The following is an 18190-nucleotide window of genomic DNA, read 5'->3' on the forward strand; positions in this document are numbered from 1 at the left end:
CCCTGGAGGCCAGAGGTGGGATTTTGCATGGAAAATTTTTGCTGTCAGACACCGTGGATGATTTTCGGACATGGTTTGAAAAAATTTTTTATCGCGCTGACCTGCATTAATGCGAATTATTCTAGGAAAGTTGAGTCGGGTAGGAATAACTTTGCCCCATAGTCCGTTGCATAGCATGACAAACATTGAGTCGGACACACTCAAGTTTGCTTGACAGATTTTCTACGGCAATGCAGACTTGAGCGCGTAAGACTTAAGGGCAATTCTTTTACTCTTCTAGAAAGGTGTTCATCATGGGACGCGCTGTTGGTATTGACTTGGGTACGACGAACTCCTGTGTCTCCGTCCTCGAGGGCGGCGAGGCTCAGGTGATTGCGAACGCTGAGGGTTCGCGCACCACTCCGTCGGTGGTTGCATTTGCAAAGAATGGTGAGGTCCTGGTTGGCCAGTCCGCTAAGAACCAGGCTGTCACCAACGTTGATCGCACTATTCGTTCGGTCAAGCGCCATATGGGTACTGACTGGAACATCGAGATTGATGACAAGAAGTACACTCCGCAGGAGATTTCCGCTCGTACGCTGATGAAGCTGAAGCGCGACGCTGAGTCTTACCTGGGTGATGACGTCACTGATGCGGTTATTACCGTTCCGGCTTACTTCAACGACGCTGAGCGTCAGGCAACCAAGGAAGCAGGTCAGATTGCTGGCCTGAACGTCCTGCGCATTGTTAATGAGCCGACTGCTGCTGCACTCGCTTACGGTCTGGAGAAGTCCGACAAGGAGCAGACCATTCTGGTCTTCGACCTCGGTGGCGGTACCTTCGACGTCTCCCTGCTGGAGATTGGCGATGGTGTTGTTGAGGTTCGCGCAACTGCTGGTGACAACAAGCTCGGTGGCGATGACTGGGATCAGCGCATCGTTGACTGGTTGGTTGAGAAGTTCCAGTCCAGCAACGGCATTGACCTGACCAAGGACAAGATGGCTCTGCAGCGTCTGCGCGAGGCTGCTGAGAAGGCCAAGATTGAGCTGTCCTCCTCGCAGCAGGCATCTATCAACCTGCCGTACATCACCGTTGATGCTGACAAGAACCCGCTGTTCCTGGACGAGACCCTGTCCCGTACTGAGTTCCAGCGCATCACCTCCGATTTGCTTGACCGCACTCGTAAGCCGTTCCAGCAGGTCATTGCTGATGCTGATGTTGCGGTTTCCGACATTGACCACGTTGTGCTGGTCGGTGGCTCCACCCGTATGCCGGCAGTCTCTGAGCTGGTCAAGGAACTGACCGGTGGTCGTGAGCCGAACAAGGGCGTTAACCCGGACGAGGTTGTCGCAGTTGGTGCTGCTCTGCAGGCCGGCGTTCTGCGCGGTGAGGTCAAGGACGTGCTGCTGCTCGACGTTACCCCGCTGTCGCTGGGTATTGAGACCAAGGGCGGTGTCATGACCAAGCTGATCGAGCGCAACACCACTATCCCGACCAAGCGTTCGGAGACCTTCACCACTGCTGAAGACAACCAGCCGAGCGTTCAGATTCAGGTCTTCCAGGGTGAGCGTGAGATGGCTGCTGCCAACAAGCTGCTGGGCTCTTTCGAGCTGGGCGGAATCGCTCCGGCACCGCGTGGTGTCCCGCAGATTGAGGTCACCTTCGACATCGACGCCAACGGCATTGTCCACGTCACCGCTAAGGACAAGGGCACTGGTAAGGAAAACACGATCACCATCCAGGACGGCTCCGGCCTCTCCAAGGAGGAGATCGACCAGATGATCAAGGACGCTGAGAAGCACGCTGACGAGGACAAGAAGCGCCGCGAGGAGCAGGAAGTCCGCAACTCGGCTGAGTCCATGGCTTACCAGACCCGCAAGTTCGCATCGGAGAACGAGGACAAGGTCTCCCAGGACATCCGCGACCGCGTTGAAGAGGCTGCCAAGGAAGTCGACGAGGCTCTGAAGGGCTCCGACATCGAGGCCATCAAGTCCGCCGTCGAGAAGCTGTCCACTGAGAGCCAGGAGATGGGTAAGGCTATCTACGAGGCTCAGGCAGCTGAGGGTGCAACCGCAGCCGAGGGTGCTGAGGCCGCTGACGCTGACGACAACGTCGTTGACGCTGAGGTCGTCGACGAGGATGAGAAGGACAAGTAAGAATGACTGACCAGGATCAGGGAAACCAGCCCACCCCGGAGGAGCCGGCCAACCTGGCCGATCAGGTCAACGAGGTCTTCGAGCAGGCCAAGCTTGACGACGACGTGGAGCCGGCGACCGAAAATGCCGCCGGCGACACCGCCGCGGAGGAAGCTGCAGACCCAGTCGCAGCCATCCAGCGTGAGTTGGATGAGCGTACGGAGGACCTGCAGCGCCTGTCGGCGGAGTTCGCAAACTACCGTCGTCGAGTTGACCGAGACCGTGAGGCCGAGCGCGTACAGGCAAAGGCAAAGCTGGCTGGAGAACTGCTGGTTTTGGCTGATGACCTCGACCGGGCTGAAGAGCACGGCGACTTGGCAGACGGCACCCCGCTGAAGGCTTTCGCGGATAAGTTCCGCGGCGTGCTGACCGCACAGGGTGTTGAGGAGTTTGGTGCTGCAGGAGAGGAATTCGACCCGGACATCCACGAGGCTGTCCAGGATCTCTCCGAGGGGGATGACAAGGTTCTAGCCAATGTGCTGCGCAAGGGCTACCGCATTAATGACCGTGTCATCCGTACGGCGATGGTAATCATCGGCGATCCGCAGTAGCGGAGACACAAGTGACGCAGATTTCTTTGAATTAGTTTTTTGAAAGGAGGAGATGCACCATGACTCAACGGGAATGGGCAGATAAGGACTATTACGCTGACTTGGGCGTCTCTAAGTCTGCGTCACTCGACGAGATTAAAAAGGCCTACCGCAAGTTAGCCCGGGAGAACCACCCGGATAAGAACCCGGGCAACAAGGCTGCTGAAGATAAGTTCAAGCGAATCTCCGAGGCATACTCGGTGGTCGGTGACGAGGACAAGCGCCGCGAATACGATGAGCTGCGTGCAGCGCTCGCAGGTGGTTTCCGATTCCCCGGTGCCGCAGGTGCCGGCGGAGCCGGTGCTGCCGGTGGACGTGGATTCGACTTCGACGTGTCGGATCTCTTCGGCGGAGGTGCCGGATTCGGTGGCAATGCTGGTGGTGCAGGTGGCCTAGGTGATTTCCTGGGCGGCTTCGTAAACCGCAATGGTGGCGCTGGTGCTGCCGGGCGGCAGAAGGCCCGCCGTGGTGCGGATGTGGAGACAGAGATTACGCTCGATTTCCGCGAGGCCGCCCAAGGTGTCACCATCCCGCTGCAGCTCACCAACCCGTCGCCATGCACGAACTGCAATGGTTCGGGTGCAGCGCCGGGAACCTCGCCGGTGACGTGCACGACCTGTCACGGTTCGGGGTATGTCAAGGAGCAAAAGGGGGCCTTCGGCTTCTCCAGTCCGTGTGCGGACTGTGGTGGCCAGGGCACTCGCATTGAGAATCCCTGCTCGCAGTGTAACGGCACCGGTGTGACCACCCGCCGTCGTACCATCACCGTTCGCGTCCCCGCAGGGGTGGTGGACGGCCAGAAGGTTCGTCTTGCTGGCCAAGGTGAAGCGGGACTGCGAGGGCGTCCGGCCGGTGACCTCTTTGTCACCGTTCATGTTCGCCCGGATGAAGTCTTCACCCGCAGCGGCAATGACCTTGAGGTCACGGTGCCGGTGAGCTTCGGCGAACTCGCACTCGGCGGCACCATTACTGTGCCGACGTTGGGTGACAAGATTCGCGTGCGTGTGCCGGCTGGCACAGCCGATGGCCGAACACTGCGTGTGCGCGGTCGGGGTATCCCAAAGCGCAATGGCACTCCGGGTGATCTGCTAGTGACCGTGCGCGTGAAGGTACCGACCAATTTGGATGACAATGCCACTTCGACATTGCGCTCCTACGTCGAAGCGGAGCGTGCTAGCGGGTTCAATCCTCGTGAGGGTTGGGCAGGTGCGAAGTAATGTCCGACAACACTGAGGTCTATGTCATTTCCGTAGCTGCGAATCTCGCCGGCATGCATGCGCAAACGCTGCGTAATTATGACCGACTCGGGTTAGTAACTCCGCAGCGCACCTCCGGCGGAGGTCGGCGCTACACTAAACGCGATGTGGCGCTGCTGCGTGAGATTCAGCGTCTGAGTCAGGAAGACGGCGTCAACCTGGCCGGTATTAAGGCCATCATCGACCTGACTGAGAGGGTGGATTCGCTTGAGCAGGAAAATGCAGAACTGAGAGAGCAGCTCTACCAGGCAAAGGCACAGGCTCGCCGCTCGCGTGGCGAACTGGTTCACGTCCCACGCTCTACGGCCGTGGTGATGTGGGAGCCGCGCACGCGGCGCGGGCGCAGAGGTGATCGTGTTGGGGAGGATAACCCACACGGGTGATTGAACGGACTAAGCAGCGTCGGCTGCTTAGTCCGTTTTCTCTTGGCTTGTTAATTTGGGCCGCGGATAAGCAACTGTTGATCTGAGACGCCGGTCAGCTATCAGTTAGCCACCGGTTGGTCTCGCGGGTGAAAACTTCATCGTCAAAGTAGTGTTCGATGTGTGGGTTGCCCTGAACGTGCCGATACTTTTGAGGAATATCCTGCACGGGAGTGACCATGAATTCGGCCAAGTCTCGCATGGACAGGCCACGCTCACTCAGGTTGAGTGTGTATGCGCCGAAGTCTTTATCCGCCGGGTTTTTCCCATGAATCCCCAGTTCGGCAGGAATACGAATGGGGTCCATCGGGGACGTCGCCACCGCCACACGGTGGCTATTTTCATATTCGGGTCGGGCTGTACCGTCCGGCTTGAGCAGTTTCATGTCGTTTGCACGCTCCAGTCCAGGGCCAACACCTGGCGGAGCTATGAGCAGCACCCTATCCGCGTAGAGGCCACTACCAAGAGAGGCCTGCGAGACCACCGTCGCCCCATAGCTATAGCCGGCGACAACGTGCCGCTGAGTAGGAGACTGGGCATGGGCGGTAGTGCCGCCGGCAATTGCAGTGTCACCGCTATCGACACCACCGGAACGCTCAATCAAACCGGCTTGCAAGTGCTGCAGCCGCTCTGCAGCAAAATTGTGATACTCGGTGCGTATGGCCTCACGGAGGTTGGGTGGCGCGTCATAGGAAAACAACACCACCGCCACATCCTCCGGATCTCCACCGGCGGCGTGGAAGGTCGCGGCTACACGCTCGAACTGCCTGCTAGCGTCCTCCGCGCTAGAGCTGGTACCGGGGACGAGAGTGATCACAGTCGATGCTCGCTCAACGTCACCGAACGCAATCGCAGAATGTCCAGGCGAGGACTCCAATAGTTGTCCAGGAGGCAGCCCCAAAGCCCGGGCGCGAGTGGACATGGCGGCATCTATCTCTGATAGCGGGCTACTCGAATACGCCCCAGCCAATCCGCTCCCAACTTCCAAGTCCCAACCACCGTCAATCCCTTTGTCGCTAGTGATGCCAGTACCACTACCAGCCTGCGATCGCTGCAATCTACCCGAGCCACTAGCTCCGCTTGCCACCAGTGGTGAAAGAGCTGAGATTGCGTCCGCCGCCTTCTCATCGAGTCGGTTGAGTTCAGCCAAGGCCGACTGAATCCGAAGCTGCGAGGTTGCACGCCATTCGGCCATGGTGAAAGGCCCGGAAGGAATTTTGGGATGAACGAGGCTGCGCGCAATCGTAGACAGCATGCCCTCCGGCGGAGTCACCGCACCAGAAACCAGATTCACCTGAAACCCCAGGTTGGTTGCCTGGTTTACCGCGTCGGTAAGTTCGCGGATGACGTCGTTAAGCATGGCGGCGGTATCGCTGCAGCAGGCGGCGAGACGTTCGAGCGCTACGCTGCTCCGGCGCAGACGCGTGGAGCTGCGGGTGACAGAAGCCTCGGCGGCGCTGCGGTTGTCGCCGGCGAAGTCATCCTCTGAAAGCGCGTTGAGTGCGCCCTGGGAACTGTCGGCGGAATCGGTGAGGGCGCGCGCCCCGGAACGCAGCGCCCGGGCGAGGATCTCCAGCGAATCCACACGCCACAGCAGCGCTTCGCCTACCGTGACCATGACGGCTTTTCCAAGGCGGCGGACTGGTCATGCTCGTGCGCGAGAGCGCTGACCGCGAGGGCATCGGCAGCCTGCGCAATAACGTCGATGTTTGTGCACGCGGCAAGCAATGATTCCGACCACTTCCCACAAGTAGTGGAGGCAGCGGGGACAATCCGTGAGCCGGGCAAGGCAGAGGTGAGGTCGGCACTTCCCGGGGCAGCTGCGACGATGGTGGAAAGACCATCAATACGAGTGGAAATCTGCTGGTAAGAGCGGCTTAAGGCGGATAGTTGAGCTGGATTGACTGTGATGTGTTCGGCCATGTTTTTGATTCTGCTGGGTGGCGAAAGGCAGCGGAAGAGCATCTTCAGCGAACTGTGGATAACTCTGAGCGATAGCAACGCACGGCGACGTCCTGTGGATAACTTCAGGACAGTCAATCCGGGGTAGTCGGTAGCATTTAGGCATGCGTATTGCACTGGCTCAGTTAGAATTGTCAGCATCGGTTGAAGAAAATCTAGACGCAGTGAAGGAGACCATCGCGCGGGCGGTACAGGAAAATGCCGATTTGGTAGTCTTCCCCGAGGCCACGATGAAGGCGTTCAATTCCGGTCGTCTTGACGTGGTGGCGGAGTCCAGCAGCGATAAGTTTGTAGCAGAGGTCTCGCAGGCCGCTCACGATGCCGGAATCAGCGTGGTAGTCGGCATGTTCCGCCCGGCAGATGAAGTGGAGCGCGACGGTAAGACGATGCACCGCGTCTTCAATTCGCTGCTCCTGGCTTGGCGTGATGAGGACGGCCCCGGTGTCGAGTTCTACGACAAGCTCCACCTCTTCGACGCTTTCGGGTTTCGCGAATCCGATACCGTCGCGCCGGGCAACGCGCACGTGGTGTGTGATGTCCCGCTTGCCGACGGATCGTCGGTCGCCCTCGGCCTTGCGACATGCTTTGACATCAGGTTTCCGGAGCAATTCATTCAACTGGCCATCCTGGGCGCGGAGGTCATCGCGCTGCCTGCATCGTGGAATGATGGTCCGGGCAAGGTGACGCAGTGGCAGACTCTGGTCTCGGCACGTGCCTTGGACAGCACTTGCGTGATCGCGGCCGTTGATGCGGCGCGGCCTGGTGGGGCTAAGGCCGCGGGTAAGGATGAGGGGCCTACCGGTGCGGGGCACTCCATGCTGGTCAATGCGGACGGCGGGGTTATTGCATCGGCGGGCTACGGTCCGCAGCTACTCGTGGCTGATGCGGATGTGGCGGAGGTGGAGCGGATTCGCCGCTCGATTCCGGTGCTGGAGATTCGCGATCAGGGCTAGCTGGGAAGCAATGAAGAGGGCCGAGCCGAGCTGAAAGCAGGAGTGGGGGAGCGAAGACAGCGGGTATTTAGCCGACAGTTCTACCGATTCGGGCGAAGTCCTTTATATTTCTTATCATGCTGCTCCACATCCTCTGGGTCATTGGAATTACGGCCGAAGGCGTCACCGGCGCACTAGCGGCCGGTCGAATGCGCATGGATCTCTTTGGGGTTTCAACAATTGCGTGCATGACTGCCATCGGCGGTGGCACCCTGCGAGATGTCATTCTCGGCCACTATCCGTTGGTGTGGGTTGCAAGCCCACAATATTTGCTGGTTATCGTCGGTGCCGCACTGATCACGGTGCTGTTGGCCGACTTCCTGATGAAGCACTTCCGAGTCGTGTTCTTGGTCGCTGACGCGATCGGTTTGTCGGCGTTTTCCATCATCGGTGCCCGCGTGGCCATGGAGATGGGGCACGGTGTCATCATCGCTATTGTCGGCGCCGTTCTTACCGGTGCGTTTGGAGGTGTGCTCCGCGACCTGATGTGTGACCGCGTCCCACTGGTGTTCCAAAAGGAGCTCTATGCCTCCATCGCAGTCGTCGCGGCGACGCTTTACTACGTGCTCGACATGGTTGGCCTGCACGAGAGCATCAACATTATCTGCGCTGTACTGTCGGCGCTGTTCATTCGACTAGCGGCGCTGTGGCGTGGCTGGTCGCTGCCGGTATTTGACTACCAGGGGCGCGATTAAAAAAAAACTCCCGCACCAAGAAAACCTGGTGCGGGAGTTTTTAGTTGCGCTAGCGGCTACCTAGAGGCGCCCACAAGCGCAGATGCACAGCGAAGCGCAAATGCACAGCGGACGATTAGGAAATCGAAGCCTCGTAGATGCCCTTGACGGACTCAGCCATGGTTGCGTTGAAGTCTTCGTCGGACTGCTGAGCAGACAGGCCCTCAGACAGTGCACGGGAGAAGGAAGCAATCATGCCGTGGTTGCGGGACAGGCGCTCGTTGGCGTCCTCGCGCTCGTAGCCACCGGACAGGGCAACGACGCGCATGACCTTCGGGTGCTCAATCAGTGGCTTGTACAGGTCATCCTTGGTGGGGATGGAAACCTTGATCATGACCTTCTGGTCATCAGCCAGGTCATCCAGGCCGGCGAGCAGCTCGCGCAGGACAATGTCCTCAGCCTCTGCCTTGTCAGCAGCGTTGATGTCGACCTCCGGCTCCAGAATCGGAACCAGACCGTGGGACAGAACCTGCTTGCCGAACTCGAACTGCTGAGCAATGTTGGCCTTGATGCCCTCTTCGTTTGCCTCAGCAATGAAGGAACGCATCTTGGTGCCGAAGATGCCCTTAGCGACACCGCGCTCCAGCAGCTCATCCAGACCCGGGCACGGCTTCATAAGCTGAACGCCGTTCTCCTTGTCGGCGAGACCCTTGTCAGTCTTCAGGAACGGGACAATGCCCTTCTTTTCCCACAGGTACTGAGCGGTCGGGATTCCCTCAATGTCGCGATCCATGGTCTGCTCGAAGAGAATCGCGCCAATAATCTGCTCAGAGTTGAAGGACGGGGAAGTGATGATGCGGGTACGCATCTCGTGAACCAGGTCGAACATTTCATCTTCGTTCGAGTACTGATCCTCGTTGATGCCGTACAGGCGCAGAGCCTTCGGGGTGGATCCACCGGACTGGTCGAGAGCGGCGATGAAGCCCTTGCCCTCAGTCATCTGACGTGCCTGCTCGATGTTCATTCGAGTCCTTTCGTGAGAATGAAGGAATGTCATCTACCAGGGTAACCAAAACAGTATGAGTGCGCTGCCCGCCCATCACTCACATGGGGGAAGTCGAAGCAGGCGGGAGTGCGCTGGTGAGGGCGTCGGACGGTGTATTGGAGTGCGTCCGCGCGTGGTTTCTGGAGCTCTCCAATGTTTTCTAGTGCTTTCCGGTGCGCTACTGCGCTTAACGACGCTGCCGAGCGCAATCCTTTTCGCTGTGGATGTGGCGTGAATCACAGTATGAAATTGTAAAATTTGAAGTTGAGTGGAACAGACTCAAGGCTAAATACGTTATGGGTAGTGAATGACAAAGTTGAGTCAAAGGGGCGCAAGTTATGAGTTTTACACCAACAACTAAGACTGGAGAAGTTCTCCAGGAAGCTATGAAGGCCGCGACCAGTGCGGGTAACCCGGATATTCGGCCTGGGCACATTCTGGTAGCGCTGCTGGAGCAAAAGGAGGGTATTGCGGCTCCGCTGCTTGAGGCAGCGGGTGTTAATCCTTCCGGGGTTTTGACCCGCGCTAAGGAGCTGGTCGCGGGGTACCCGTCGGCAAGCGGGGCGAATATGGCGAACCCGCAGTTTAATAGGGATGCCGTTAATGCACTGAACGCTGCCGAGGAGCTGGCGGGCGAGCTTGGAGACGAGTATGTCTCCACGGAAATTCTGCTTATCGGTGTAGCAACTGGCCAGTCGGAGGCGGCAACTGTGCTGCAGTCGGCGGGCGCTACTGCCGAGGCATTAAAGGGCGCGCTGACTAGCGTGCGTGGATCGAGGAAGGTTACAACGGAAAATCCAGAAGAGCAGTACCAGGCTCTGGAAAAGTATGCGACGGACTTAACCGCGCGGGCACGTGAGGGCAAGATTGACCCAGTTATTGGCCGCGATGCGGAGATTCGTCGCGTGGTTCAGGTCCTAAGTCGTCGCACCAAGAACAACCCTGTGCTCATTGGTGAGCCGGGCGTTGGTAAGACGGCCATTGTAGAAGGGCTCGCACGCCGCATTGTTGCAGGTGACGTGCCGGAATCCCTGAAGGGCAAGACGCTGATGAGCCTGGATCTAGGTTCCATGGTCGCCGGTGCGAAGTACCGCGGTGAGTTCGAGGAGCGCCTGAAGGCGGTTCTGGACGAGATTAAGGAATCCGACGGTCAGATTATTACCTTCATTGACGAGATTCACACCATCGTTGGCGCTGGTGCCACAGGTGATGGCTCGATGGATGCGGGCAATATGATTAAGCCGATGCTGGCTCGTGGTGAGTTGCGCCTGGTCGGTGCGACGACTCTGGATGAGTACCGCAAGTACATCGAGAAGGATGCTGCGCTGGAGCGTCGTTTCCAGCAGGTCTTTGTCGGTGAGCCGAGCGTTGAGGACGCCATTGGCATTCTGCGTGGCCTGAAGGAACGCTACGAGGTCCACCACGGTGTTCGTATCCAGGACTCCGCGCTAGTCGCGGCAGCAACGCTGTCGGATCGCTACATCACATCCCGCTTCCTGCCGGATAAGGCTATCGACCTGGTGGATGAGGCCGCATCGCGTTTGCGTATGGAGATTGACTCCTCGCCGGAGGAAATCGACTCCGCGGAACGTATTGTGCGCCGCCTCGAAATCGAGGAAATGGCCCTGGAGAAGGAAACTGACATCGCGTCGAAGGAGCGTCTGGACAAGCTCCGTGAGGAACTTGCAGATGAGCGTGAGAAGCTCAACGCTCTGAAGACTCGCTGGCAGAACGAGAAGTCCTCGATTGATGATGTTCGCTCCGTTCGCGAAGAGCTCGATGCCCTGCGCACTGAGTCCGAAAAGGCTGAGCGCGAAGGTGACTACGGGCGCGTCGCAGAGCTGCGTTACGGGCGCATTCCTGAGTTGGAGAAGAAGCTGGAGACCGCCGAGGAATCGGTCGCTGACGCAGAGGAAAACTCCATGCTCAAGGAGGAGGTCACGCCTCAGGAAGTCGCTGAGGTTGTCTCCGCCTGGACGGGTATCCCGGCTGGCAAGATGATGCAGGGCGAAACCGAGAAGCTACTGGAAATGGAGCGCAACCTCGGCCGTCGCGTCGTTGGTCAGAATGCCGCTGTGGAGGCTGTCTCCGATGCTGTCCGCCGTTCGCGTGCGGGTGTTGCCGATCCGAACCGTCCGACTGGTTCCTTCCTGTTCCTCGGTCCAACTGGCGTTGGTAAGACGGAGCTGGCCAAGGCGCTGGCGGAGTTCCTCTTCGACGATGAGCGTGCGATGGTTCGCATCGATATGTCCGAGTACGGCGAGAAGCACTCTGTCGCTCGTCTGATTGGTGCCCCTCCCGGATACGTCGGCTACGACGCTGGCGGTCAGCTCACCGAGGCTGTTCGTCGCCGTCCGTACACCGTCGTGCTTTTCGACGAGGTTGAGAAGGCTCACCCGGACGTGTTCGATGTGCTCCTGCAGGTGCTCGATGAGGGGCGCCTGACTGATGGTCAGGGTCGAACCGTGGACTTCCGAAACACGATTCTGATTCTCACCTCCAACCTCGGTGCTGGTGGTACGCATGAACAGATCATGGATGCGGTCAAGATGGCCTTCAAGCCGGAGTTCATCAACCGTCTCGACGATGTAGTGATCTTCGATCCGCTGACCTCCGAGCAGCTGCGCGGCATTGTGGACATTCAGGTTCGCAACCTGGCGGAGCGTCTGGCTGCACGTCGTCTGGTGCTGGATGTCTCCGATGGGGCACTGGATTGGCTGTCGGAGCGCGGCTACGACCCGGCCTATGGTGCCCGTCCGCTGCGTCGCCTGGTGCAGAAGGCAATCGGCGATGAGCTGGCACGTCGACTGCTCGCGGGCGATGTTCGCGATGGTGACCGAGTAGAGGTTACGGTTGCTGACGATGGGGAGTCGCTGAAGGTTGTCGGCTATGGCGAGGACGGCGTAGCCCGGGTCTAGGGCGCCCAATCCTCAGGGCGATACCTGTTCAGCAGGCTGTCCGTTTGTTGGGGCGGTTTGGGAGATTTTTCTCCTGAACTGCCCCTTTTTTGTGCTTTTGTTGTCCGGGCTTATGTCCCTTGCGGCCGATCGCGTGGGCTTGTTGCATTCCGGTCGGCCTGGGGTGCGCCGGTATAGTGCGCAAATATGACTAACTTTCAGTGGCGACCAGCGACAGACTCCGACCGCCCCTTCATTGCCTGGATGGACGAACTAACGGAAACGTTCGGAGATGAAAGTCAGCCACTGCCGGAAGATTATGTAGTCACGAGGCGCCAATACGTCGACCAATGGGATGCGAGTCAGGGCGGGGTTATCCTTTTCGCCACTTCGCTTGACGACGCTGACCTCGAGTCGCTCAGTAGCGACATGACCCGCACTGACCCATTTGAGCCGAGAGTTTCTCGCGAGGTCGCCTACAGCGCGGCCGCCATTAAGGCGGAATGGTTGGAGCGCGGGGATTCGTCGTCAAGCGAAGAATGCGAGGGCTATGAAGTGCCGGTGGGGGCGGCCTGGCTGCGTACGTTTACGAAGGACGATCCGGGGTACGGTTTTGTGGAAAATGGGATTCCTGAAGTAGCGATTGCGCTGCGTCCGGGTGTGGTCGGACGCAGGCTGTCGCAGCCGATGATTGCGGGGCTTCTTGAGTATGCGCGTGAGCTGGGGTACCCGGGGGTTAGTCTGGCTGTCCATGATGCCAACCCGCGGGCGGCGAAAGCTTATGTGAAGGCGGGGTTTGAGCTAGTGGGGCGCTCGAGCTTCCCGGACCACGATGTGATGGTGGTGCGGTTTTAGGCTTTCGGGTGCAGTTCTTTTTTTTGGGGGGGGCGGGTTGGTCGGGTTTTTAGGGCGGATGGTGGGGTATTCAAGCTCTGGAAGTGCGGCAGTGTTTCGGAAAAAGATTCGAAAAAGTTGGCTGAGGGGTTGTGGGGTGCCGAATGGGTGTGCGATAATGTGGGGGAGGGAAATTAGTTAGTCCATTTGGGGATTCGGATTGCTAGCGTTTTAAAAAGGGGGTGGGGGAAATGTCTACACCATCGGTGCCAAATGGCAGTGGACCGCTTTCGACATCTCAGGTTTTAGATGCGGTTGCGCAGTTTGAAGCTCTGTCGACAGTCATCGTAGAGAACTTCGAAGTACTTGCGCCGGATCATGCGCACGATGCATATAAGTCGATTGAGAAAGCGCGAAAACGACTCGCAGTAATTGATGCGACTTATGTGGAGACCATGAAGGGGCGGATGCCCAGCGCGGAGCATCGAAAGATTGCGTGGCTAGCGCAGGAGATGCGAATCTCGCGAGCAGAAGCGAGGCAGCGTATCAACGTCGTAGGGCGCCTGAGTAGGAATGTTGATCCGTTTGCTCCGGCGAATGAGGATGTGCGAATGCCGAACCTTCGTCAGAAAGTTGAGGAAGGTGTTGTCGGTGCGGATGCTGTTTCGAAGATTGACAAAGCCGTTCGTGAGCTGCCGGCAACGGAGCATGCACAGCTGTCTAGGCTGCTGGACAAGCACATTGCAGATTTAGTGGACAAAATCCGTGTTGATGATCTCAATAAATTGCCGAACCGCCTGCGAGCGATGTTGGGGGTTGATGACCCGTATACGGATGAGGACCGCGCTCGGAAACGAAGCCTAAAAATCGGTGCTCAGGGGCCGGACGGCATGAGCCGGTTGAGCGGTGTGGTTACGCCTTCGTTTGCAGCGGTGCTCAAAAGGCTGCAGGCGGATCATGCGAGCCCTGGCGGGTTACTCGAAGAAGGTGCCGATGACCAGAGGAATCCGGAGCAGCGTTTTCATGATGCCGTGGAAGCGGCGGTGAATGGGGGTTTTCAACCAGGCGGTGACCTTCAGCCGGCGCGGGGGACGACATCGGTGGTCACCGTCGCGCATATCGCAGATGTGGCAGCGCTAGCTGGAGTCTCCTTGCCTGATGGGAAAGATTTTGTACTTCCTGGATCGGGCAAAGCGGTCTCTGATGCGGGAGTGCGAATTTCCATTAGTCAGGCCGTGCAACAGATGGTTGATAGAAATTCGTTCCTCCAAGTCTTGGGGAATGAGGGACAGACCTTGTACTTTGGTCGGTCCCGCAGGCTGGGGACTTTGCCACAGTATCTGGCCCTTCTTGGAGAGGAAGGAGGCTCCTCCGCGCCGGGCATGGGCACTCCGGGAGCTATGTGTGATGTTCACCATGTGAAGTCGTGGTCTTCCGGTGGTGGCACTGATCTGGATAATCTCACGTTGGTTGATCCGGGTACGCATCGAAAGATCGATGATGCTCGATGTGATGAAAATGCTTGGTGGACGCTTCGGCCGGATGAGGTGCCGGAGATTCTAGGAACTGACGAAGGGGACGAGGGTAGTGGGGAGTGCGAGCCGGCCTCTACTAATCGTGTGGTCTGGGTGGCCCCGAAAGGCAAGGAAGGAAACCGAAAAGCGGAATCCAATGAGGACCCCGATACGTTCGATAGTCCGGGGCGCTGGTTGCGTCGTAAAGCGCGAGAGAAACGGGCGGGGGACACAGCGGATGGCAATGGCGAGACGGGACAGGATCCCGGTGGGTAGTCGGGTAGGGAGCGGGGTCCTGGCTTAGAGGCTGATCTTCCGTTTCGTAGTCAGCTTTGCATTAATGAAGCGGTTGAGGAAAGGGGCACCGACGCTGGCGGCATAGTGCAGCAGTTTTGTCGGCAGGCTGACGGGGAAGTCAGCCTTAGTAATCGTGCCCTGTTTCTGGTTGATGCAGTCGACGATTGCGTTGGCGACATCAGCTGGTGTGATGCGAATACCCATGCGCTTGGTGCCGTCAGTGCTGACATTTTCGAGCAGAGACGTCAACAACTCCGACGGTTTAGCCGCAGGAAAGCAGTTTTTCTGCGGTGGCACGGCCGATTCCATGGCCTGCGTTTGAGATGAAAACGGCCAGGTGGGCAGCATCTTCAGACATCTTCCCGAGCTCCTAGTTTTAATAACGTACATATCGCGCTACCAAGTCAATCGATTTAGAATCCGGGATTATGACAACATCCATCTCGGTACAAGAGCTTCGTGACAAGATTGCCGGTGGCGGTCGCATCGTCGTCGTTGACGCACGCTGGTCGCGCGCTAAAAAACCATATGACTCCTACGCTACGGCTCACATCCCTCTGGCCGTGTTTTGTGATCCCGAGTTGGATCTAGCGGGTGTTCCCAGCCGAGAAGCTGGTCGCAACCCGCTGCCGGATATCGAGCGTGTGCGCGATGCCGTCCGTCGTTGGGGAGTCCGCTCGGAGCATCTGGTGATCGTCTACGACGCGGGCGATGGGCTGTTCGCGTCACGTGCTTGGTGGATTCTGCGCTGGGCGGGTCTGGAGAATGTGCGTGTCCTCACCGGCGGGTTAGCTGCTTGGGAAGCAGATGGAAACGAGACTGCCTTCGGTCCCGGCAATCTGCCGCAGCCTGGAACGATTGCGGTGAGCGAGGGCAATATGCCTGTTGCCAGCCTCGACGACGTACGCACCTGGTCTGAACGTGGAATTTTGGTGGATGCGCGTGAGTCCAGCCGCTTTGAAGGCCGCAGTGAGCGCGTCGATCTGCAGGCAGGTCACATCCCGGGTGCCGTGAACCTGGCGGCTCGCAGTCTGCAAAATGCCGACGGTTCCTTCCTGCCTGTTGAGCAGCTCCGTGAGCGCTTTGCCTCCGTCGGTATCGAAGCCGGTCGTAACGTAGCGGTCTACTCCGGTTCCGGTCTTCATTCCTCACTGTTCATTCAGGCCATGGAAGAAGCGGGCATTACTGACGCCTCGCTGTATGTCGGAGGCTGGTCCCAGTGGGCTGGCAATCCGAGCCTGCCTATCGTCCGTTTCTAAGCGGCGCCGGACTCGCATGTGTCCCGGGGCAGGGCGACCGCCCCCAGGGAACCCCTGATGTGTCGTCCATGTGGATATTTCCCCTCGCCCTTACGGTTCTAGAGAGTCCTGTACGCTCTCGCCTCGGGCATTGGCATTGCGCCAGACGGGGGACGGCATATTGTCGCTGACCAAATAGAACGGCTTCTGGCTTAAGCTAGGAGATTAATGATTCCCCTAGTATTCACCCTCGCAGCGATCCTCATCATCGCCGCAGTCGCGCTGTTCGTTGTCGACCGCCGCCGTCGCAGCACAAGTGAGACTGCTGTGGCGTCTCCTTCGTCGCCATCGCTTTACGACGAGCCTTCGGACTCCACCGGCGAAGTAACCGGTGTGGCGGCAGAAGATGTTGTGCCTGAACAGCCGGATTCTTCAGAGCAGGGCAGCTCTGAGACAGCTTCTGTGGTGAGACCGAATGTCGCAGCTGGCGCTGACTCTGAGGTTGTCGCTGAGACTGATGGTGCCGCTGAAGTTGACCCTGAAACTGAGTTTTCGACGATAGAACTGGGTACTTCAGCTGGGCAAATGATGCCGGCGGAGCCTGAATCTGTCGCGGGAATCGAACCGGCGGCCCCTGCTGAAATGTCCGAAGCAACAGAAAACACGGGAGCTTCCGAAACATCGGGACCAGCAGCTGACCTGAATGCGGGAACGGACGGGACTCTCCGAAGTAACGCGGAGTCTGGCGCGGAGTTTGGCACAGGGGCTGGCGCGGAGCCAGCCGAGTCAGTGACTGCTGAAGATACTGATACCGTGGATGAGCCCGAGACAGGTTTAGTGGGCGACACCAGTGCCACAGAGGCCAACAGCACCACCGCTGCTGACGCTCGCACTGGAACTGTTGACGGTACAGAATTCCAGGCTGCGTCGGTCGAAAATACCGAGACCGGCGAAGTGCCGCAATCATCCGATTTTGCGGCGCACGCCCAGGCCACTCAGGTCACCCAACCCGCCCAGCCCACAGAGCCCACCCAGCCCGCGCAACCGCAGCGCGCCCAGCAGAAGTCAGCGGCTCCTGTCCGTCGACGTATCAGTGGTCGCCGGGTGCGTCACTTGCGGAAGGCCTGGGCGCAGGAACGTAATTCTGTCTACAACCGTGTGGACCATGAGCTGCCGTCGTACTGGCAGCGCACGCCGGACGGCGATGCCAAGGCCGTGGTCTCCGGTTTCGCCTTTGGCCGGGAAATGCACCTCGCCGATGTCGGTGGCATCACCACCATCGCTATCCGCCGCTCTGTATCCAGCGATGAGGTTTTCGAGCTGCGCCGCAGCGGCGGCACGACGCTGCCTCACGTAGCCACCGAAGCCGGCCTGGTAGTCGCAGCTACCGACCCAGAGCTCATTCATCGCATCTTCGACGACCGTGCAACCCGCATGCTTGCCGACGTGCACCCGGCCATTACCCGCATGTGGTCCGAAAACTCCTGGTCCTTGGCTCAGTTGATTGATAATTCAGTGCCAGAGGACTGGGACGGTGCACTGGCATCGCTGTCGGACTTCTCCGACATTGCGCGCAGGTTGCCACCGGCGGAAGGTGAAACCGTCGCTCCGGACGCTAATCAGTGGGATCCCACTCGTTTGCAGCTCACCGAGCAGTCCGTTGACTCTGGTTCCTTGATCTCGGATGGAACCGGGCGTGGGCACTTGCACGCGGTACCAGACCAGCGTCGCAACGGTTCTGCTAACCATGAATCGCAGAATCACAGCTCACAGAACGGGCATGCCCAGAGTCACAGCGCGCAGAATAGCAAGGGCGAAGAGCCGCTGGACGTTGAGGAAATTGTTTACGCAGATTCTCCTTCGTCCTCGTCCGCTGCCACCGTGGATGCAACCACGGATGATTCGCAGTGGTCGTCGCAAAGCAATGCACAACCCACGGTGGTGCAGGCGATTGACGGCTCGTCGTGGCGCCCTACGCGGGATATACCGCTTGATCCGACGGCGCTGCCTTCGCGGTCAACGGCACGAAAGATGGGTGCAAATGTTGGTGAGTCGGAGGACATTGGGGATTCTGGCCAGCAGATTCCTGCGCTTGGCGAGGATCCCGAACATAGCCGGATGCGCTCGAGTCGGGGACGTGTAGTGCGATCAAATGTGAAGCCCGCCAGTATTTTTACCGACGCCGCCCCAGACCTCGACAGCAGCGACGACCCCACCGAATCTGTATCCGAGGACAAAGGCGCAACCCCTGATTCCGCGGACGAGTAGAACCAGACATATCCTTGAGCACACAGT

At 58.7% G+C, this 18190-nt stretch carries 15 protein-coding genes; 11 read left to right on the forward strand and 4 right to left on the reverse strand.

Annotation, left to right across the window (positions count from 1 at the left end; translation table 11 throughout):
- Window positions 1-293 precede the first annotated feature (293 nt).
- The 4 genes from dnaK to HMPREF2860_RS00740 are packed head-to-tail and all read left to right on the forward strand — an operon-like array spanning window position 294 to window position 4403.
- Window positions 294-2135, forward strand: a complete 1842-nt coding sequence (gene dnaK / locus HMPREF2860_RS00725; protein WP_038626797.1) for a molecular chaperone DnaK — start codon at window positions 294-296, stop codon at window positions 2133-2135.
- Window positions 2136-2137: 2 nt separating this feature from the next.
- Window positions 2138-2725: a nucleotide exchange factor GrpE gene (gene grpE / locus HMPREF2860_RS00730; RefSeq protein WP_038626795.1), complete on the forward strand. Its 588-nt coding sequence runs from the start codon at window positions 2138-2140 to the stop codon at window positions 2723-2725.
- A 59-nt stretch (window positions 2726-2784) separates the two neighbouring features.
- Window positions 2785-3981: a molecular chaperone DnaJ gene (gene dnaJ / locus HMPREF2860_RS00735; protein ID WP_038626794.1), complete on the forward strand. Its 1197-nt coding sequence runs from the start codon at window positions 2785-2787 to the stop codon at window positions 3979-3981.
- The gene (locus tag HMPREF2860_RS00740; protein ID WP_038626791.1) at window positions 3981-4403 is read left to right on the forward strand and encodes a heat shock protein transcriptional repressor HspR; all 423 of its coding nucleotides are present in this window, start codon (window positions 3981-3983) and stop codon (window positions 4401-4403) included. Before dnaJ ends, HMPREF2860_RS00740 begins: the two co-directional genes overlap by 1 nt.
- Before the next feature lie 94 nt (window positions 4404-4497).
- Here the strand turns inward: HMPREF2860_RS00740 and HMPREF2860_RS00745 are convergent, their stop codons facing one another.
- The gene (locus HMPREF2860_RS00745; protein WP_038626788.1) at window positions 4498-6060 is read right to left on the reverse strand and encodes an alpha/beta hydrolase; all 1563 of its coding nucleotides are present in this window, start codon (window positions 6058-6060) and stop codon (window positions 4498-4500) included.
- Entirely contained in the window at window positions 6048-6365 is a 318-nt protein-coding gene (locus HMPREF2860_RS00750) for a hypothetical protein (protein WP_038626786.1), read from the reverse strand. Before HMPREF2860_RS00750 ends, HMPREF2860_RS00745 begins: the two co-directional genes overlap by 13 nt.
- A 143-nt stretch (window positions 6366-6508) precedes the next feature.
- Between HMPREF2860_RS00750 and HMPREF2860_RS00755 the strand changes: the two genes are divergently transcribed.
- Window positions 6509-7357, forward strand: coding sequence for a nitrilase-related carbon-nitrogen hydrolase (locus HMPREF2860_RS00755; RefSeq protein WP_070560407.1), 849 nt, complete (start codon window positions 6509-6511; stop codon window positions 7355-7357).
- 116 nt (window positions 7358-7473) lie between these two features.
- Window positions 7474-8091: a trimeric intracellular cation channel family protein gene (locus HMPREF2860_RS00760; RefSeq protein ID WP_038626783.1), complete on the forward strand. Its 618-nt coding sequence runs from the start codon at window positions 7474-7476 to the stop codon at window positions 8089-8091.
- Window positions 8092-8206: 115 nt separating this feature from the next.
- On the opposite strand, the gene HMPREF2860_RS00765 is transcribed toward HMPREF2860_RS00760, so the two are convergent.
- A complete protein-coding gene (locus tag HMPREF2860_RS00765) occupies window positions 8207-9094 on the reverse strand; it encodes a fructose bisphosphate aldolase (protein WP_070560409.1) in 888 nt (295 codons plus the stop codon).
- 359 nt (window positions 9095-9453) lie between these two features.
- Here HMPREF2860_RS00765 and clpB point away from each other — a divergent pair, with 359 nt between their 5' ends.
- From clpB to HMPREF2860_RS00780, 3 genes are all read left to right on the forward strand, one after another.
- Window positions 9454-12033, forward strand: coding sequence for an ATP-dependent chaperone ClpB (gene clpB, locus HMPREF2860_RS00770; protein WP_049181753.1), 2580 nt, complete (start codon window positions 9454-9456; stop codon window positions 12031-12033).
- A 186-nt stretch (window positions 12034-12219) separates the two neighbouring features.
- A complete protein-coding gene (locus HMPREF2860_RS00775; RefSeq protein WP_038626776.1) occupies window positions 12220-12867 on the forward strand; it encodes a GNAT family N-acetyltransferase in 648 nt (215 codons plus the stop codon).
- Window positions 12868-13097: 230 nt separating this feature from the next.
- Window positions 13098-14636, forward strand: a complete 1539-nt coding sequence (locus HMPREF2860_RS00780) for an HNH endonuclease signature motif containing protein (protein ID WP_049181098.1) — start codon at window positions 13098-13100, stop codon at window positions 14634-14636.
- A gap of 24 nt (window positions 14637-14660) precedes the next feature.
- Here HMPREF2860_RS00780 and HMPREF2860_RS00785 read toward each other — a convergent pair whose 3' ends face one another.
- Window positions 14661-14954, reverse strand: a complete 294-nt coding sequence (locus tag HMPREF2860_RS00785) for an SDR family oxidoreductase (RefSeq protein WP_187402509.1) — start codon at window positions 14952-14954, stop codon at window positions 14661-14663.
- Window positions 14955-15085: 131 nt separating this feature from the next.
- Here HMPREF2860_RS00785 and HMPREF2860_RS00790 point away from each other — a divergent pair, with 131 nt between their 5' ends.
- Window positions 15086-15916: a sulfurtransferase gene (locus HMPREF2860_RS00790; RefSeq protein ID WP_070628457.1), complete on the forward strand. Its 831-nt coding sequence runs from the start codon at window positions 15086-15088 to the stop codon at window positions 15914-15916.
- A 207-nt stretch (window positions 15917-16123) separates the two neighbouring features.
- Entirely contained in the window at window positions 16124-18163 is a 2040-nt protein-coding gene (locus tag HMPREF2860_RS00795) for a type III secretion system chaperone family protein (protein WP_070628458.1), read from the forward strand.
- Window positions 18164-18190: the final 27 nt, after the last annotated feature.

The organism is Corynebacterium sp. HMSC064E10 (assembly GCF_001812505.1).
Taxonomy (GTDB): domain Bacteria; phylum Actinomycetota; class Actinomycetes; order Mycobacteriales; family Mycobacteriaceae; genus Corynebacterium; species Corynebacterium amycolatum.

Bases quoted from the DNA above. Each gene is read 5' to 3' on its own strand.
- HMPREF2860_RS00765 (WP_070560409.1), bottom strand. From the start codon at position 9,094: ATGAACATCGAGCAGGCACGTCAGATGACTGAGGGCAAGGGCTTCATC.
- HMPREF2860_RS00775 (WP_038626776.1), top strand. From the start codon at position 12,220: ATGACTAACTTTCAGTGGCGACCAGCGACAGACTCCGACCGCCCCTTC.
- clpB (WP_049181753.1), top strand. From the start codon at position 9,454: ATGAGTTTTACACCAACAACTAAGACTGGAGAAGTTCTCCAGGAAGCT.
- HMPREF2860_RS00795 (WP_070628458.1), top strand. From the start codon at position 16,124: ATGATTCCCCTAGTATTCACCCTCGCAGCGATCCTCATCATCGCCGCA.
- HMPREF2860_RS00760 (WP_038626783.1), top strand. From the start codon at position 7,474: ATGCTGCTCCACATCCTCTGGGTCATTGGAATTACGGCCGAAGGCGTC.
- dnaK (WP_038626797.1), top strand. From the start codon at position 294: ATGGGACGCGCTGTTGGTATTGACTTGGGTACGACGAACTCCTGTGTC.
- HMPREF2860_RS00745 (WP_038626788.1), bottom strand. From the start codon at position 6,060: ATGGTCACGGTAGGCGAAGCGCTGCTGTGGCGTGTGGATTCGCTGGAG.
- grpE (WP_038626795.1), top strand. From the start codon at position 2,138: ATGACTGACCAGGATCAGGGAAACCAGCCCACCCCGGAGGAGCCGGCC.
- HMPREF2860_RS00755 (WP_070560407.1), top strand. From the start codon at position 6,509: ATGCGTATTGCACTGGCTCAGTTAGAATTGTCAGCATCGGTTGAAGAA.
- HMPREF2860_RS00780 (WP_049181098.1), top strand. From the start codon at position 13,098: ATGTCTACACCATCGGTGCCAAATGGCAGTGGACCGCTTTCGACATCT.
- HMPREF2860_RS00740 (WP_038626791.1), top strand. From the start codon at position 3,981: ATGTCCGACAACACTGAGGTCTATGTCATTTCCGTAGCTGCGAATCTC.
- HMPREF2860_RS00750 (WP_038626786.1), bottom strand. From the start codon at position 6,365: ATGGCCGAACACATCACAGTCAATCCAGCTCAACTATCCGCCTTAAGC.
- HMPREF2860_RS00790 (WP_070628457.1), top strand. From the start codon at position 15,086: ATGACAACATCCATCTCGGTACAAGAGCTTCGTGACAAGATTGCCGGT.
- dnaJ (WP_038626794.1), top strand. From the start codon at position 2,785: ATGACTCAACGGGAATGGGCAGATAAGGACTATTACGCTGACTTGGGC.